This is a genomic window from Chryseobacterium sp. SIMBA_028 (assembly GCF_046535285.1).
Classification (GTDB): domain Bacteria; phylum Bacteroidota; class Bacteroidia; order Flavobacteriales; family Weeksellaceae; genus Chryseobacterium.
This window is the reverse complement of the sequence record NZ_JAWRWZ010000551.1, coordinates 1-255: the sequence shown is the minus strand read 5'-3', so window position 1 is coordinate 255 and position 255 is coordinate 1. Positions and strand designations below refer to the sequence as shown.

1 protein-coding gene is annotated in these 255 nt (G+C 32.2%); it reads left to right on the top strand.

Going from position 1 to position 255, the window contains the following annotated elements; translation table 11 throughout:
• Positions 1 to 206 (top strand): hypothetical protein (locus SCA31_RS24465; protein WP_410699572.1); only part of this gene is annotated, 206 nt, incomplete at its 5' end.
• Positions 207 to 255: the final 49 nt, after the last annotated feature.

Sequence of the window (255 nt, the reverse complement as noted above, 5' to 3'; positions counted from 1 at the left end):
AGAAAGAAAGTGAAATTAATAAAGCAGTAAAAACGAAAATATATCAAGGAAATATTGGATCTATTTCCAACCCTTACGCTCGTGTGGACAAGCCGGCTGTAACATTTGTTGAAAACCTCATTTATGAAGGAAAAACAGGGATTAACTGGCTCGGAAACAAGATCGTAATAAGCATTAAAGACAGGAAGATATATATTATCGGATAAAATTATGTAACAGTGGTTTTATTCGTAAAAATGGATCAAAATATACGAT